The organism is Petrotoga sp. 9T1HF07.CasAA.8.2 (assembly GCF_002895585.1).
Taxonomy (GTDB): domain Bacteria; phylum Thermotogota; class Thermotogae; order Petrotogales; family Petrotogaceae; genus Petrotoga; species Petrotoga mobilis.
Map to the genome: position 1 here is coordinate 1 of NZ_AZRI01000035.1, position 15,525 is coordinate 15,525.

The window sequence follows — 15,525 nt, forward strand, 5'->3', positions numbered from 1 at the left end:
CCCCTTCGCCCCGCAGCCCACCCATGATAAAAGATTTAATATATAAAAAATGAGGGAATATTTCCCTCATATTGGTGGAGTCGATGGGACTTGAACCCACGACCTCTACCGTGCCATGGTAGCGCGCTCCCAGCTGCGCCACGACCCCGTAAATATAGAAACTTCATTTAAGCATAAGAATTATAACACAACTGATCTCTTTTTTCAAGCATTTTTTTTAACATAAAATCACAATTTCTAATTAATTTTTATTATTGTAGTTGACAAAACGTTAGAATTCAACCCTGCTTAATAGTACCCCTTCTGCGTCGTAGAGGGCCGCAATATCGCTATCGTTATTCCATATATAAGCGCCCGTCCATTTTAAATTAGTTGGAGGTTCATCTATTGCGTTACTGCCTGACAAAATATTCACACATTTTCCAGCTTTAAGTATATATCCATCTGGAAAATTAAACTTTTGGTTCCCAACTTCGCTAACCAAAACCCATCCTGTTAAATCAACGTCTATATCAGTATTGTTGCAGATAGTAACCTTTTCATCAGAAACATCTAAATACGTAATCAATATAGAAGTTTTTTGTGGTGTTGATTCTTGGGCATCTTCCATAAGATTAACAATGTTAATTGGTTCAACGTTAAAATTTATTTTATTCCCATCACTAATAGCTATAATATGTCCCTGCAAATCTGTACGAAAAAGATCTACCTTACACATTTTCAATCTTTCTAATACTTCCTGAGCTGGATGACCGTAATTATTATTTTTACCCACAGATATAACCGCATATTTTGGACTAACTTCCTTTAAAAACTCTTGCGAGGTCGAAGAATCGGACCCATGATGGCTAACTTTAAGAACATCTGCTTTTAAAAACATACTATTATCTATCATATCTTTTTCAGAAATTCTATCGGCATCTCCAGTGAAAAGATAAGAAGAATTTCCAAAATCTAACTTCATAACAGCACTCCAAGAATTAAGATCTGTTCCATAATTTTTCACCGGTCCAACAAAATACACATTGCTGAATGAAGGGCAACCTATCACAGCCGCTAAAGCAGGATTAATTAAAGTAATCCCAGCCTTAGCTGTTTTAATGTAGGTCCCTTCGTTTCTCACTTCTAAAACAAAATCATTATAGGTTTTCGTGGTGTGGGAAACATCCGGGGCATAGACATTTTCAACTTCAAAGGCTTTTAAAACATCATCTAACCCACCTATATGGTCTGCATCAGGATGAGTAGCTATCAAATACTCTATATCATCAACATCTTGGGATTTGAGGTAAGTAACTACATCGTCACCATACCAATTATTACCACCGTCAATTAAAATATCAACATTATTTGGTAATTTTATATAAACTGAATCACCTTGGCCAACATCAATAAAATGAACTTCAACATCCGAAGTGATAGGAAGAGCTGTGCCTGATCTTTCTAAAAATGGCAAATAATCTTTAATCAGGTCTATTAATTTTTGGGTATAGTTAACTTTCATATACATTAGTTCATCTGTTTGGTAGCTCGTGACGTAACTCCAAATAAAGCTTGGAGAATTAAAGGATAGAGAAAGGGAAAAAGGAAGAAGTAATATGCAAAATATCAATAGAATCTTCTTCATAAGTATCTCCTCATTACTTTGTTTATTATTATATTTTTACTATCCTTAGGAGCTTTAAAACATCTGTTAGCGCCCCTTCGCCCCGCTGCCCACCCATATGGATAAAGGATCTTTATTCTTCATCCCTGCTCCTTATTCGTAAGGAAAAGGAGTTTTTAACCTTCATTCCAACTCCCCATCCTTTATTTAATTCTTTTTTATATTATATCATCAAAATATCATTAAATCATAAAATTGCTCTTCGTAAAACTTTAAATTATAAATATGCTATAATATTATAAACCACATAGGAGGCGATTTTTATGAAAAAGTACCTAAGTGTTTTCTTTGTTGTTTTGTTCTTATTTTCCACTATTTACGCTTTCAAAGTAACCATGGTTACCGACGTAGGAGGGCTAGGAGACAAATCATTCAACGACGGAACGTGGCAAGGTGTTTTAAGAGCAAGAGACGAATTAGGGGTAGAAATTGCAGTAATCCAATCATCTGAACAAACAGATTATTTACCAAATCTATCTAACGCTGCAAGAGATTCAGACGTTGTAATCGCAGTGGGCTTCATGATGACGGATGTTCTTTTCAACGTAGCTCCCCAATTTCCTGATGTTTATTTTGTAGGGATAGATATCGAACCATCTCCTGGACAAGTAGTCCCTTCAAACGTTGTTTGCTATGTTTTCAACGAGCATGAATCAAGCTTCCCAGCAGGTTATTTGGCTGCAATGATGAGTAAAACAGGAAAAGTTGGATTTATAGGAGGAGTTCCAGTTCCTGCCGTTACCAAATTCGAAGCTGGCTACGCAGCAGGGGTTAAAGTATACAATGAATTACATAACGAAGATGTCCAAGTCGTATCAGGCTATGCAAACACCTTCAATGACCCTGCTTTAGGAAAGAGTTTAGCTTTAACACAGATGGAGAACGGAGCAGACATTGTTTTTCATGCAGCCGGACCTACGGGTAACGGAGTAATTGATGCTGCTAAAGAAAGAGGAAGCAATCTATACAATCTCCCCCAAAATGCATCTTTGGAGCAAATCATCGATAAATACTATGAATTAGAAAAGAATTATTTTGCAATAGGCGTGGATGTAGATCAAGGTTACATGGCTCCGGGTTACGTATTAACAAGTGCGATGAAAAGGGTTGACACAGCTGCTTTTGAAGGCATTCAATCCGCCATGTCCGTAAGAACCTTTGAATCTGGTGTTTTTAGATTAGGTATGAAAGAAGACGGAGTAAGTATAACACCAATGAAATACACAAGAAGCATGGTGCCCATTAGATACTTTGTAGAAATCGAATATCTAAAAAAATTGATAAAAGAAGACAAATTAATAATACCATCAGATCCTTCCCAAATTGGATCATTTGAAGTTCCTGAGATAACTTTTCCATATTAATTATTAAAATATCCCGCTTTTTGCGGGATATTTTATATTTTAACTAAACACTCTCACCAACCATATTCACCTATTAAAGGAACAAACACACATCCATCAGAGTATTCAACCTTCATATTTCCATCCTCTAACTTAGTTATTTTATGTAAACGTTGAAACGTTCTAGAACCAATCGGAATCACCATTCTACCACCAATTTTAAGTTGAGAAAACAAAGGTTCAGGAACCTTTGGAGCTGCAGCTGAAACTATGATTCCGTCAAACTCAATCTCTTCTTTTGGCCACCCTTTTGTTCCATCTCCAACCTCTAAAACAATATTTTTATAACCTAATTCCTCAAATTTATTCTTTGCTCTTTGAGCTAACGTTTCATTTCGTTCTATCGTATAAACAAGACGCACTATCTCTGCCAGTAAAGCCGTTTGATAACCAGATCCCGTTCCTATCTCTAAAACTACGTCGTTTTCTCTTAACTCTAATAATTGAAGCATTAAGCCGATTATATAAGGCTGAGAAATAGTTTGCCCTTCGCCAATAGGCAAAGGGCAATCATCATATGCATACCTCTCAAGATCTTTTGGAACAAACAAATGTCTTTTAACCTTCAAAAAAGCGTTTAGAACTTTTTCATCGCTTATACCTCTTCTTTTTAGCTGATACTCAACCATCATTCTATTTTCTTCCTCAAAATCCATCAAAATTTTCCTACCTTAGAAGAAATATATTCATCTATTGCCTTAGCAGCTCTTTTACCTGCACCCATTGCCTCGATAACGGTTGCTGCACCTGTAACTATGTCTCCTCCTGCCCAAACTCCTTCAACAGAAGTAACCCCGGTAACGGGATCTGCCTCTATATAACCCCATTTATTCAGTTTCAATTCAGGAAATGCATTGAGTAATACCTTGTTTGACTCTTGACCTATAGCAACGATAAAAAGATCTGCGGGTATTTCAACGTAACTATTTTCAATGGGGATAGGTCTTCTTCTACCAGAAGAATCAGGTTCTCCCAATTTCATCTTTTGACAGACAACACTTGTCAATTCTCCCTTTTCGTTTCCTTTACACTCTATTGGATTAGTCAGCCACATAAAATTGATTCCCTCTTCAACGGCGTTTTCATATTCTTCTTTTCTTGCTGGCATTTCTTCCTCCGATCTTCTGTACACCACTGTTACGGTTTCGGCACCAAGCCTTAACGCCGATCTTGAAGCATCCATCGCGACGTTGCCTGCTCCAACAACTACCACATGTTTGCCTACCTTAACCGGAGTATCAACCAAAGGAAACTCATATGCTTTCATCAAATTAACCCTTGTTAAGAATTCACTTGAAGAGTAAACCCCGTTCAAATTTTCCCCTTGGATATTCAAGAATCTGGGCGTCCCCGCACCTGTACCTATAAATATAGCGTCGAACTCTTCTCTCATTTCATCTATTGTAATTGTCTTTCCTACCACTACATCCGTCTCAATTTCCACTCCCAATGATTTAACATACTCGACTTCTTCAAATACTATCTCTTTTGGAAGTCTGAACTCAGGGATACCGTAGGTCAAGACCCCTCCGGGTTTGTGCAAGGCTTCAAAAATTTTTACGTAATATCCCATCTTTGCCAAATCTGCTGCCACCGTCAGTCCTGAAGGTCCTGCACCTACAACGGCAACTTTCCCCTTGACATTGTCTTTAGACACTTGGATATTATTCTTTTCATTTTTTCTTTGAACTCTTTCCCAATCCGCCACAAACCTTTCTAATCTTCCTATGGCAACTGGTTCAAAAGCACCTGATTTACCTAGGGTACATGCACCTTCACACTGATTCTCCTGCGGACAAACTCTTCCACAAATAGACGGTAGATTGTTGTAACTCTTCAGTATTTCTGCAGATTTGGCAAGATTACCTTCTTTCAACTCTCTTATAAAACCTCGTATATCTACACCAACGGGACATCCGTTTATACAATTATATGCGCTATCAGGACATTGTAAGCATCTATCGGCTTCCATCATAGCCTCTTCCAAACAATAACCATATGCAACCTCTTGAAAGTTGTGCTTTCTCTCTTCGGGAGGTTGTTTTTTCACAGGAACTTTATTCCTCAAAATCTTTTTTGGACGTTTTTTCTTTTTTTCTTCTAAAGACTCCTTCTCCTCAACTTTGTACTGCCCCAGTCTCTTTAACAATTCATCCCATTCAACGAGCTCACCTTCAAACTCAGGGCCATCCACACAGGCAAATTTAACACTATCTCCAACTGTTACCCTACACCCACCACACATTCCTGTTCCATCTACCATAATTGGGTTCAAAGACACTATTATTGGAAACCCAAGTTCTTGAGCTGTCTTTGTGGCAAACTTCATCATTATAACTGGTCCAATAGCCCAAGCCTTATCTATTTTTTCTCCATCTGAAACTACTTTTTTCATACCATCGGTAACCAAACCTTTCATACCTTTTGATCCATCATCTGTTGTTACTATCAACTTATCAGAAAGCTGTGTAAACTCATCTTCTAAAATTAAAAGATCCGCGGTTCTTGCTCCCATAATTGATATTACCCTGTTGCCTTTTTCTTTCAATGCTTTTAAAATAGGTAAAATTGGGGCAACACCTATACCTCCACCAATCAACAATACCGTCCCATAATAATCTATTTCTGAAGGATTGCCCAAAGGTCCAACGACATGGGCAAAGACATCACCATTTTCAAAAGTTGACATTTTCTTCGTACTTTTACCAACAACTTGAAATATGAGTCTTATCTTATCCTCAGTTTTATCCACTATAGTTAGAGGAATTCTCTCTCCATCTTCCTCTGCTATAACTATAACAAACTGACCAGGTTGTGCATGAGCTGCTATCTTTGGTGCTTCAACCCAAACGCTGTATACATCTTGAGCTAACTTCTTTTTCTCGGATATTTCGAACAAAACTTCCACCCCTTTTTAGTTTTTTTCAATGTTTCTATTGAGATATTCTTGCACTAAAGCATCGAACATTTTCCCATGTTTAGGGTATCTCAAGTGTAATAATTCATGAATAATTACCTCAAATCTAAAACTTTTTGGCTCATTTAAAAGTTTTTTATCAAAGGTTAACCTACCTCTTGAAGAGCAACTTCCCCATTTTTTACTCATTTCACGAATATGAATTTCTTTTGGTTGTACCCTGATATCTTTTGCTAAATTCCAAACTTCGGCTTTAAACTCAATTGGGTCAATCATTAGCATCCCTACCTTTTAGAATGTAGAGATATTTTTCGAATAACTGTTTTATTTTTTCGCCTTTGAGTCCTTTCGGCCCTAATAACTTGTAAAATTCCTGTCTCATTTTTCTTTTTTGAACTTCGTCTTTATCCCAAAGAGGATAAGTTTCCTTTTTTTTCTCGAACTCTTCAGCAATATCCTCGGCATCATCGATCGATTCATCTTTCAATAATTCTTTGAGGGTAAAGAATGCTGCTGATTTTCCACTTTCTTTTTGAGCTTTCTTTTTGTTATTTGTTTCTTGTACCAAGTTCTTTAAGCCATTTAAAGTTTCTTCTGTACTCTTCTGTCTGTTTTTGTACAGAGAAATTAAATTCTCCGCTTTTTCTCCTATTGTAATGAGAATTGGATATTCTACGCTTTCTTCTTCAACAGTCTTTTCAATACTCTTGTATAAATTAAAAACCTTTTCAACGTCTGAAGCATTACTTTCTTCAATCCTCTTTAAAGTATATTCATCTATCACAAAAACTTCCAATGTATCTTTAATTTTACTATTTTTTGTATACTTTTGAATTAATTTTTTCGTTTTCTCCGTAAATTCCTCATCGACAGATACACCTTTTTCATATGCATTTTTCAAAATCTTATACATCCTTGAAAGGGTATCATAATCTTGTAGATATTTCTTTAAAAATTTGTCGGGAGATAATATTTCATACAAACCAGAAAGTTTCCTATAATATTTATAAAATTCATTACGTTTTTCTTCATCCCTAAAATACTCTAAGACAGCATCTACAGATTTGCCTCTTTCTTTTTTGGCAACGATAGAAAGATATTTCTCTTTGCCTATTTCCATTTCTTTAGCAAAATCTTCCTTTAAAAGTTCAATATCTTCGATTACCCCTTCTATATCCTCAGAATCAAAAGCAAGTGCCTTTTCTAAATTATTAAAAATACCCACAAAATCGACAACAAGTCCGTTCTTTTTATCTTTTTCATCCTTCTTGTACGGCCTATTGATTCTGGCTATAGCCTGTAAAAGAACGTGATCTCTCATCGGTTTATCTAAATACATACAATAAAGAATCGGTGCATCAAACCCAGTCAATAATTTTTCGGTTACGATTAAAATTTTTGGTAATTCTCCGGGCTTTTTAAAGTTCTCTCGAACTTTTTTCTCTTCAATTTCAGATAAATAATATTTCGTCATTTGGGGGGGATCGTTTTGACTCTGACTATATACAACTTTAGAGTATTCAGAAGGTAGATGTTTGTCTAATTCTTCCTTGTATAATGCACACGCTTCTCTATCAACGGCCACTAGAAAAGCTTTGAAACCCATTGGTTCGATATACTCTTTAAAATGCTTCGCCACAAATTTTGACACCAACTGAACTCTGTCATTGTTTTTTAGCATATTTTTAAGTTTTACGGCTTTTTCTAAAACCTTGTTAAGTTCTTCTACATTGTTAACTCCTTGAGTCTCTGCCAGTGCCAAAAATTCTTTCTCAAGAACTTCTTTTTCAATCATCATTTTATTTGGTGCAAACGTATAATACAAAGGAACGGTAGTGCCATCGTTAATCGATTCTGATATGCTGTATTTATCAAGGTATCCTTTAGGGGGATCATCTTTACCAAATGTAACAAAAGTTCCTTTTCCATAATTTGTCTTATCGATGGGAGTACCAGTAAAGCCTATATAAGTTGCATTTGGTAAAGCTCCTTCTAAAAATGTACCAAGCTTCCCACCCGTGCTTCTATGAGCTTCATCTACTAAAACAAAAATATTTTTCCGTAGATTTAAATCAGCAGAAATATTATCAAACTTATGAATCATACTAACAATTAAACCTCTTTTATCGGTTTTAAGAAGCTGCCTTAGATGTTTTTTACTTTCTACAACCTCGACATTTTCAATGCCAACAGATTTCAGATTGCTGAACAACTGTGATTCAAGTTCGTTTCTATCAACAAGCATAATTACTGTCGGATTTTCAAAAAAGGGATCTTCTATAATTTTTTTCGCCGTTACAATCATAGTGTAAGTTTTACCAGAACCTTGAGTATGCCAAATTAATCCACGTTGCTTTGAAGGATCTTTAGCCCTTTCAACTATCTTATCAACGGCTTTCATTTGATGAGGCCTTAAAACAACTTTTTTAAGTTCTTCATCTTGTTTCGTAAAAAGAATAAAATCAGTAAGTATCTTTATTATCCTTTTTCTATCAAAAAAAGTTTTAATTAACGTTTCATAACCTTGATCTAATTCATCCTTCCATTCGAAGAGGGATCCACCTGAAAGGTTCCAAGTTGCACCGTAATAAAAGCGAATCACATCTATTAAACCAAATATTTGTAAAACAGCCAAAAGTTCTGGCGTTTGCTGATGATACCTTTTTACTTGCTTATAGGCTTCATTAAGCGGATCAATTCTATGAGGTGCTTTCGTTTCTATGAGTATAAACGGGACTCCATTAATAAGAAACACCACATCTGCCCTTATCGTTTTGCTCCCATTTGTAAATGTAAATTCGTCGGTAACTTGGAATATGTTTCTATCTATTTCATAGGTATCTAAAAAAGTTACGTTTCTTTCTCTTTTTTCATTGGGTACAAATATAGTTTTAAGTCCTTTTAAAAATTCCCAGAGTATCAAATTACCTTGTATATTGGGTGGAATCCTTTCAAGATCTTTTAATATTTTTTCTGCTGAAAGATGGTCCATAAACCCCGGATTGAGTCTTTGAAGTTGCTTTATAAATACATCTTTGAATATTAAGCCTTTTTCTCCACCTTTTAGCCTCAAGGCTTCATCAGGTTTGACGTATTCCCAACCAAGGTTCAGAAAAACCTTGGTTCCTTCTGATGATCCATATTCAGCAGATTCTTCTTGTACGTATTTTATAATTGGATCCTGAGCAGAATATTTTTCATCTCCCAAGCCCATAGCTACACCACCACTTTCTCACTTTTTTCTCCACTAAATTAATAATATTTTTCTCTTTGCTTTTGACAAAAATAAGAAAAAAATTTTTTTATTCATCGAAAACATTCTCCAAATGATTCACCCTTATTTTTGCGGTCATAAGATTATGCAACAATGATTTAAAGAGATCTTCAAGGGCCTTTTTCTTGCTCTCTTCCGCCTCGATTTTTTGATCGATCGCTGAGAGAATTGAAGCGATCTTTTGTTGGATGGGGAGAGGAGGGAGTGGGATTTTGAAATTTTTTAATCTCGAACTAGAAAGGTTGGGGATTGTTGTTCTATTTGCTGTATAAAGATACATTTGCCTTTGATTAATTGCGTGATCCATCCAAAAAACAAAGAATTCTTCACTGACACCTTCTTCTCTTGGCCTTAATCTGTGTAAATGATTTTGATAAGCAGCTTCTTTTAATTCTCCCCTATACAATGCTGTTCTGCCTATATCTCCTCCCTCACAAACCAGAACATCGCCGATTTTTAGCCTCAATTTTTCAAATTCTTCTTTATTGAAATACATAAAATCTATTTTTGAAATATCAATTTTTCCCCATGTTATATTTGATGTTCTTAAAAAAGGTTTTTTAATTTTATTTTCTACCGATTCTTTTGAAGATAATTGTTTCCCCTGTTTAATTTCAAAGACGTCGCCAAGCCTCACAACCTCCCACTTTTCAGGCACTAATCCAATCTCCGTTTCTTTAAGTGGCACTTTTTCAACTTCTTCCAAACTTACAGGCCCGTAAGTAAACAAGTACTTCATCATGGACTTTTTGAGTTCTTTTGTTGCTTTTATAACATCCTCAGTCTTCTCCTTTGCCTCTTGTACTGAAGAGAGGACATAGGCAATCTTTTTTTGTTCAGAGAGCGGAGGGAGGGGAATTCTTATTTTTCCTAAATTTTTAGGATATAGATGACCTCCTTTAACTTCTTCCCTAATCTGGTTTCTGGAACTCATCAAAATAAGAGATAAAAAGCAGAAATAAGGAATGATGTTTTTTTTAGGTCTTACTCTTATCAATTCAGCTACAAAAAAAGTTTTTTGACTTGGTATTTCTTTGACATATCCTATTTTTTGACCTACGATATTAGAAGAATGCGCGGCAGAAAGTATAAGACTATCCCCTTCTTTAATTCTGCATCTTTCCCCAAAATCTGTTTTTACAAAACTTCTATCCCCCTTTATTATATTTGATATTTTATTTTCATTTTCATAATCCTTTACCTTTATAATTCTATAACCTTTATAATCTTCATAATCATCTCTTTTAGGAGTCTTACCTTGTTGAAGTTCAGAAACCTCCCCCAACTTCACAACTTCCCAATCTTTCGGCAGCAAACCTAGTTCTGTCTCTTTGTATTCTTCTTTTTGGTTAAGATCTAATTTCATAGTCCCATCTCTTTTAAAATGATCTCTAATTTTTCATCGGCTTCTTTTCTCTCTTCTTCTGCTTCTTTTAACTGCACAACAGCATCCTCCAAAGGCAGTGTTTCGTCTTCACCATTTTGAGCAACATAACGGGAGGGGCTTAAATTATAATCATTTTTCGCGGCTTCTTCTTTGGAAATTATTTTACTTATTCCCTCTTCTTCTTTCCAATTGAGATAGATCTCTGCTATCTTTTCAATACTGCTATCAGGCAAGAAGTTCTTAGGTCTTCCTTTTTCATAGAGCTTTGATGCGTTTATGAGAAGTATCTGGTCTTGCCTTTGTGCTGGTTTTGACTTATTAATCACTATGATAACCCCTGGTGCTGAAGTGTTATAGAACAAATTCTCTGGAAGTAATAAAACGGATTCAACAAGATCTTTTTCAACAAATTCTTTTCTTATATCTCTTTCTCTATTTTTTCCCACATTTCCACTACCCCTTGATACAGCACCTGTATCAATTACTAGAGCCATCTTACCATCATTTTTCAATGAGGCAAACATATGCTGAATCCATCCCCAGTCCGCACTGTTCGATGGAGGGTATCCAAAAATGAATCTATTGTAAGGATCGTTTTCATAAACAGATTGTGAGAATGTTTGATTCCACATGGGATTTGCAGTTACTAAATCGAATTTCTTGAGTGATCCTTCAGAAGTTGTAAACGCAGGTCTATTCATCGTATCACCAAGGGCAATTTGTGCTTCCATGTCGTGTATAAAGATATTCATTTTTGCCATTGCATACGTTGAATGCAAGATTTCTTGCCCATAGAATTTAAGAGGTTCTTTAGCTCTGTCTTCTCCGTATTTTTCTTTAAATCTCAGATGAGCTTTAATCAGCAAGCCCCCAGATCCACAACAAGGGTCATAGACCTCGTCTCCAGGTTTTGGGTCTAAGATTTTTGACATCAAAATCGCTACCTCACCAGGGGTGTAAAACTCACCAGCACTTTGCCCAGAACCTTCCGCAAATTTTCTCAGCAAATATTCGTATGCACGACCTAAAATATCTGGATCAACATCTTTCAAGCCAAGGCGATGTCTTCCTAAAACATCAATTAATGCTACCAACACATCGTCACTTATAATTCTTTGACCACCTGCAGTTGCGTTGAAATCTACAATATCTATTACACCTTGAAGTTTGGGATTGTATCTTGCAATTGTTCTTACGGCGTCGGTTAAATATTCTCCGACATTTGTAGTTTTTTTAGCAACTTCAGACCATCTCGCTTCTGGTGGCAAGTAAAAACGCACTAATTGGTGATCACTTTTTATAAAATCTTCGGCTGTCTCAAGTGAACCAAACTTTTCTGATAGCTCGTTCAATTCGTCTTCGAACACGTCAGAAAGTCTTTTTAAAAATATCAAAGGTAAGATATAATCCTTGTATTTGGGGGCATCTATAGGTCCTCTTATTTTACAAGCAGCTTCCCAAAGCCAGTTTTCTAGAGTTTTGGTATCAAGGTTATTTTGAGCCATTTGTTGTCCTCCCTGTGTTCCGAATCAATAATTATATTCAAAATTTATCAAAATGAATAACCTTTTCAAGAGGTCTTTTTGGAACGTGGAAATTGCCGTTCTCGTCCATATAATATTCAACCGTTTCATCGTTATCCTCTGCAAAAGATTCGTGCCCTTTATAACCTAACGGAATTACGGTATCAATCTCGTAGTCATCAGGGACGCGTAGGATTTCTCTTACATTTTTTCTGTTGATAGTAACGATAGGACATCCACCAATACCTTTTGACCATGCTGCTAACAAAATATTTTCAAACGCTGCTCCTATATCGTGACCAATCCACTTTGTGGCTCTTTGTTTGTTGACTAAAATAAAAATATATGCAGTTGGCTTTTCTCCTTCTTTAGGAGTCCCTTTTGGGGATATGTAGCTAGCCCAACCTAAATTTTCAAAGACTTTGTCGCAAGTTTCTTTATCTTTTACAACGATAAACTCTAAGGGTTGTTTATTCGAAGCACAAGGTGCTAACCTTGCACAATCTACTAAATCTTTCAATATTTCATCATCGATGGGGTCTTGCTTGAACTTTCTGATGCATCTTCTTTGTTTGATTATTTCTATTACCTCCATGTTGTTGTTTTCCCTCCATTAATTATTTTTGTTAGTGTTTTTTTAGAAGTTCTAAACCTTGCTTTAGCGCCCCTTCATTTATTGAATTTCTATGCCCAATTCTTCAAGCGGTATTTTGAACTCTCTTATACCGGATGAATATGGAGCAATTTCGTAAAGTTGATAGATTACAACAAAATCTTCATTTGTAATATAATAATCTCGATCATACCCTATCGTGTCTAAAGTTTCATCAACATTAAAATAAATTTTAGGGTCTGCATTTATTTCTTCGATTATGCTTTCTTTGATTATTCCAAAAGATTCGCCTGTGTCTTCACTATATAAATCTAAGAAATCGTATAGATTGAGGAATTTACTGAGAGTTAGATCATAATTGTAAGTTTTTCTTGTAGTCATTGGATGAGCCTGGTGATAAACATAAGAAAAATAATCAGTGTAAAAGCTCACGAAACTGTCTGAAACAAATCCTATTTCTGATTCTATAACTACTTGAACGTATGGTTCCTCAGATTCGTCTATACTATTTTTAAGACCATAAAGCTGATCGAGATATTCACTTAAGAAATCTTCAACATCTTTTGCTAAGTAACTATTTAAAAGAAAAGCACTTGGTGCATCCTTTGTACCGTAAAAAAAGGGAATACTTACACTTCCACCTAAGTTTTCTGTTAATTCTGATGATAGGGTTACATATTCGATTGAATAGAGGGTTATAGAAAACAGTATAAGCAATAAAAATATACTTAAAAATTTTTTCATAGTTGCTCTCCCCCTTAAAGTAAGTTTTTGATTGATTCGAGATGCTCTTTTATTATGCTTTTTGAACTTTCAAACTTTTCTGTTTCTTCATCATTCAAAGTTATATCGATAGTTCGTTCCACCCCGTCTTTGTTTATAACCGCAGGATATCCTATGTAGATATCGTCCAACAACACAGAAGGGGTATATACCCTACCTTCATTCTTAATTATCGATTCTACCAGCGCAGTTGTTGCTGAAGCTATTCCATAATTAGTTGCGCCCTTTTTGCTTATTATAGTGTAAGCAGAATTTTTTACATCTTCAAAAATCTTACTCAGATCTTTATTACATTTATCTTTGTACGGGCAATTACGGCAAAAACCTTTAATTGGAACACCTCCAATCATTGCCGAACTCCACGCTGCTAACTCTGAATCACCATGTTCGCCTATTATATAAGCGTGTACACTCATTGGGGAAACCCCACAATTCTTCCCTATTAAGGCTCTTAATCTTGCGGTGTCCAATATTGTTCCAGTTCCAATTACCCTCTTAGATTCAAAACCAGTCACTTTCCACACAACATAGCTCATAACATCAACAGGGTTAGTAATGTTTATTATCAACGTATTTGGAGCATATTTTTTTATATTTTCTGAAATGCCTTTTATTATTTTAGCATTCTTTATGGTCAAATCTAATCTCGTTTCACCAGGCTTTTGAGCAGCTCCTGCTGTAATTATTACTATATCGCTTCCTTCTATATCACTATACTCCCCTGCCCTTATGATCATTCTTTTGTGAAAGGTTGTAGCATGTAATAAGTCCAATGCTTCACCTTCTGCCATTTCTTTGTTGAGGTCGTAAAGAATGATCTCGTCAGCAACTGCTGCGTTTATTAAAGCAAAAGCGGTACTTGAACCCACTCTTCCCGTTCCTATTATGCTAATTTTCAAAATTATATCCCTCCAATTTTTTAAGTTTGCATCTATTAAAAACATATCTCAAAGTTATAGTATGCTTTTGTTCTCTACTTTAAAAATTCAAAATATTTCAATATTCCACTCAATGCCTTTTTAGTATCTTCTTCAAAAGAATTTCGCCACTCGTTACGCTCTGGAAAAAACATCTCTCTAAATAATTTATCAACTTTCGATCTTACTTGAGAATTTTTTGTACCATACCACCAAGCTTGATTTTCTAAAACCAAACTTTTTATACTTTTCAGTTGACCTATTAATCCTTCACCATATGTACCGAATTCTAAGCATGTAGAATAGAAATTCGAAGTACACTGATACTTTTTGTGTATATAATCAATCATATCTCCATTTATACTGTAAAAAGTTTCTTTTTTTGCTTGGGTAATAGGAGAATAATTAAATTGCTTTTCTCTGGTATTGCAATCTTCTTTGTCAAAGGCAGAGTCAACAATCAACAATTTATCTTTTGGACCTGCCCCAGTATGGATGTCTAAATGGAGGATAAATTCGTAGGTGTTAAAAACTCTTTCATAGATTTCTTTTATATACTCAGTTGATTTCTCTTCTTCCTTTCCGCCATAATAAATAGATTTATTATCAACATATTGACCTTTGGTTAGAGCCTCTTTTACCCCTTTTGTGCCTAATTTTAATAAATAAGGCAGCAATTCAAAAAATCCTACTATTAAACTTGAATCTAAAATACCAACCGGACTTTTTTTAGTGAAATACCTTTGCATTTTTTCATATGACTCGTTGTTTAGATCCTCGTTTTGATAAAGAAAATTTCTATTTAAATCAACGTTGTTTTCATTTACTCTTCTTTTATGCCTCATCCCCCAAGGGTTCAAGGAATGAATGAGAAACAACGAAATCTCTTGATTTTTTATTCGATGTAAAAACTCTTTGACGAATATCTGAATGAACATATTACCTGCGTATCCTTCTATTCCATGCTCGCCTGTTGTAATAAGAAATAACTTTCTATTACCTTCGTTCTGACATAAAAAACTATCAATATAACTGTCCTCTT

The 15,525-nt window shown here is 35.3% G+C and carries 12 protein-coding genes and 1 tRNA gene; 1 reads left to right on the forward strand and 12 read right to left on the reverse strand.

The genetic code is table 11. The annotated features are described in order from the left end of the window. Positions 1 to 72: 72 nt before the first annotated feature. Positions 73 to 148, reverse strand: a tRNA-Ala gene (locus X925_RS07580). Positions 149 to 271: 123 nt separating this feature from the next. After that, complete coding sequence (locus tag X925_RS07585; protein ID WP_121959604.1) at positions 272 to 1,627, reverse strand: MBL fold metallo-hydrolase; 1,356 nt, start codon at positions 1,625 to 1,627, stop codon at positions 272 to 274. A gap of 302 nt (positions 1,628 to 1,929) precedes the next feature. On the opposite strand from X925_RS07585, the gene X925_RS07590 reads away from it, so the two are divergent. Then, positions 1,930 to 3,030 carry a BMP family protein gene (locus tag X925_RS07590; protein ID WP_121959605.1) on the forward strand — a complete coding sequence of 367 codons (1,101 nt, stop codon included), beginning with the start codon at positions 1,930 to 1,932 and terminating at the stop codon, positions 3,028 to 3,030. 53 nt (positions 3,031 to 3,083) lie between these two features. On the opposite strand, the gene X925_RS07595 is transcribed toward X925_RS07590, so the two are convergent. The 10 genes from X925_RS07595 to X925_RS07640 form a co-directional block, all read right to left on the reverse strand. Next, positions 3,084 to 3,725 carry a protein-L-isoaspartate(D-aspartate) O-methyltransferase gene (locus X925_RS07595; RefSeq protein WP_121959606.1) on the reverse strand — a complete coding sequence of 214 codons (642 nt, stop codon included), beginning with the start codon at positions 3,723 to 3,725 and terminating at the stop codon, positions 3,084 to 3,086. Beyond that, the gene (locus X925_RS07600; protein WP_121959607.1) at positions 3,725 to 5,968 is read right to left on the reverse strand and encodes a bifunctional dihydroorotate dehydrogenase B NAD binding subunit/NADPH-dependent glutamate synthase; all 2,244 of its coding nucleotides are present in this window, start codon (positions 5,966 to 5,968) and stop codon (positions 3,725 to 3,727) included. Before X925_RS07600 ends, X925_RS07595 begins: the two co-directional genes overlap by 1 nt. Before the next feature lie 15 nt (positions 5,969 to 5,983). Then, positions 5,984 to 6,262: a M48 family metallopeptidase gene (locus X925_RS07605; protein WP_121959608.1), complete on the reverse strand. Its 279-nt coding sequence runs from the start codon at positions 6,260 to 6,262 to the stop codon at positions 5,984 to 5,986. After that, positions 6,255 to 9,200: a type I restriction endonuclease subunit R gene (locus tag X925_RS07610; protein ID WP_121959609.1), complete on the reverse strand. Its 2,946-nt coding sequence runs from the start codon at positions 9,198 to 9,200 to the stop codon at positions 6,255 to 6,257. The genes X925_RS07605 and X925_RS07610 overlap by 8 nt, the downstream gene beginning before the upstream one ends. Positions 9,201 to 9,288: 88 nt before the next feature. After that, entirely contained in the window at positions 9,289 to 10,626 is a 1,338-nt protein-coding gene (locus X925_RS07615) for a restriction endonuclease subunit S (RefSeq protein ID WP_121959610.1), read from the reverse strand. Continuing rightward, positions 10,623 to 12,152: a class I SAM-dependent DNA methyltransferase gene (locus X925_RS07620; RefSeq protein WP_121959611.1), complete on the reverse strand. Its 1,530-nt coding sequence runs from the start codon at positions 12,150 to 12,152 to the stop codon at positions 10,623 to 10,625. Before X925_RS07620 ends, X925_RS07615 begins: the two co-directional genes overlap by 4 nt. A 37-nt stretch (positions 12,153 to 12,189) precedes the next feature. Next, a complete protein-coding gene (locus X925_RS07625) occupies positions 12,190 to 12,765 on the reverse strand; it encodes a nitroreductase family protein (protein WP_121959612.1) in 576 nt (191 codons plus the stop codon). A 78-nt stretch (positions 12,766 to 12,843) separates the two neighbouring features. Then, complete coding sequence (locus tag X925_RS07630; RefSeq protein WP_121959613.1) at positions 12,844 to 13,527, reverse strand: RsiV family protein; 684 nt, start codon at positions 13,525 to 13,527, stop codon at positions 12,844 to 12,846. A gap of 14 nt (positions 13,528 to 13,541) precedes the next feature. Further along, on the reverse strand, positions 13,542 to 14,465 hold the full coding sequence (locus X925_RS07635) for an L-lactate dehydrogenase (RefSeq protein ID WP_121959614.1): 924 nt from the start codon (positions 14,463 to 14,465) through the stop codon (positions 13,542 to 13,544). Between the two features lie 74 nt (positions 14,466 to 14,539). Then, positions 14,540 to 15,525: M14 family metallopeptidase (locus X925_RS07640; RefSeq protein ID WP_121959615.1), on the reverse strand; the 986-nt coding region annotated here is incomplete at its 5' end.

Excerpts from the sequence above, each read along its gene's own strand:
- X925_RS07585 (WP_121959604.1), bottom strand. The coding sequence starts at position 1,627 with ATGAAGAAGATTCTATTGATATTTTGCATATTACTTCTTCCTTTTTCC.
- X925_RS07590 (WP_121959605.1), top strand. The coding sequence starts at position 1,930 with ATGAAAAAGTACCTAAGTGTTTTCTTTGTTGTTTTGTTCTTATTTTCC.
- X925_RS07595 (WP_121959606.1), bottom strand. The coding sequence starts at position 3,725 with ATGGATTTTGAGGAAGAAAATAGAATGATGGTTGAGTATCAGCTAAAA.
- X925_RS07605 (WP_121959608.1), bottom strand. The coding sequence starts at position 6,262 with ATGATTGACCCAATTGAGTTTAAAGCCGAAGTTTGGAATTTAGCAAAA.
- X925_RS07610 (WP_121959609.1), bottom strand. The coding sequence starts at position 9,200 with ATGGGCTTGGGAGATGAAAAATATTCTGCTCAGGATCCAATTATAAAA.
- X925_RS07615 (WP_121959610.1), bottom strand. The coding sequence starts at position 10,626 with ATGAAATTAGATCTTAACCAAAAAGAAGAATACAAAGAGACAGAACTA.
- X925_RS07620 (WP_121959611.1), bottom strand. The coding sequence starts at position 12,152 with ATGGCTCAAAATAACCTTGATACCAAAACTCTAGAAAACTGGCTTTGG.
- X925_RS07625 (WP_121959612.1), bottom strand. The coding sequence starts at position 12,765 with ATGGAGGTAATAGAAATAATCAAACAAAGAAGATGCATCAGAAAGTTC.
- X925_RS07630 (WP_121959613.1), bottom strand. The coding sequence starts at position 13,527 with ATGAAAAAATTTTTAAGTATATTTTTATTGCTTATACTGTTTTCTATA.